Origin of the sequence: Thalassotalea sp. G20_0, from assembly GCF_017744175.1 — a bacterium.
Lineage (GTDB): Bacteria > Pseudomonadota > Gammaproteobacteria > Pseudomonadales > Endozoicomonadaceae > Endozoicomonas.
Genome location: NZ_JAGHQV010000241.1, coordinates 1 through 1,101, shown reverse-complemented (window position 1 = coordinate 1,101; position 1,101 = coordinate 1). Strand labels below are relative to the sequence as shown.

General features: G+C 50.0%; 2 protein-coding genes. One reads left to right on the top strand and one right to left on the bottom strand.

Features of this window, described 5'->3' with window-relative positions:
• The coding region (locus J7438_RS28740) for an IS4/Tn5 family transposase DNA-binding protein (RefSeq protein WP_503003949.1) at positions 1 to 261 on the bottom strand (261 nt) is incomplete at its 3' end.
• Here J7438_RS28740 and J7438_RS25800 point away from each other — a divergent pair.
• A partial coding sequence (locus J7438_RS25800; RefSeq protein ID WP_209278898.1) for a tape measure protein occupies positions 203 to 1,101 on the top strand: 899 nt, incomplete at its 3' end. The two genes, J7438_RS28740 and J7438_RS25800, sit on opposite strands and share 59 nt — an antisense overlap.

Here is a 1,101-nt window from a genome sequence, read left to right as displayed (position 1 = left end):
AGAGGCTGCCAAAGAGGAGCCGGTATTTGCAGACAGGTCACCTGCTACCTGTACCAGCCTTTTGGTTCGACGTTTATCACCCAAGTCAGCGCATCCGAAAGTCTGTTCAGCCCATTGTTGAGGGGGGGGGGAATCATGATCTTGGTTTACCTCAAAAAAGGATAAACCAAGATTAGGATTTGTGACTAAGAGATAGGATGTTATGAGGGAGCTGATTCTTGAAATTGGCAAATCCTCCGAGGGTGCTGCTGCCAGGAACATGAGTCTGCTGTCGGGTTATGTCAGTAACCTGAAAGACAGTTGGCAGCAGTTTCAGAATGAAGTGGCCAAGAGCGGTGTTCTGGATTATGCCAGAGAGTCCCTGGCAGGCATCGCTGCCGAAATTGAGCGGATGAACCAGAATGGCCAGCTGTCTGAATTGGCGAAAAGGATCAGCGATGCCTTTATTGCCATGGGTGACGCTTTTAAGCATGCCTTCTCTGGAGTTACCGCTGATGGCTTTGTCACCAGTATTCAATCAGGCTTTACCACCATCACAGAATCCATGGCGGCGCTGCGGACTGCCTTTGATTTTACCAGCTCCACAGTAAAGGGCTTTTTCAATACCTTCACAGCTATTGTTAAGGGCTTTGCAGCCTATACCGGGATACTATACGGCATTGTCAGGGTATGGCAGGAAACAGCAGATGCCTTGGGCTTTGATGGCATTGCCGAAAAGCTAAAAGGGACAACCGATTTTCTTGAGGGCTTGACCAGGGAGTTTGCCCGGCAGACGGTTGAGGATGCCAAGGATGTCCGGGATGCGCTGGTTGGGGTATACGACAGCTTTGTCGAAGAAAGCCGAGATGCGTTAAAGACAGCAAACCATGCAGCCAAGACCATAACCAAAAGTCAGAGGTTGCTCTGGCAAAATTACGCCGATGAATTAGATGAATTAATTGCCGGGCAAAAACAGGTTGAGGAAGCCACAGCCGAAACAGCCAAAGCCGTTAAAAGTCATTTTGAGAATGCAGCGGATGCTATCAGTCAGGTCAACGCAGCCGAAACCCGAACGGAGCTGGCCAGCCTTGGGGTAGCCTTGGCTGAAGCTTTCTCTCAGGG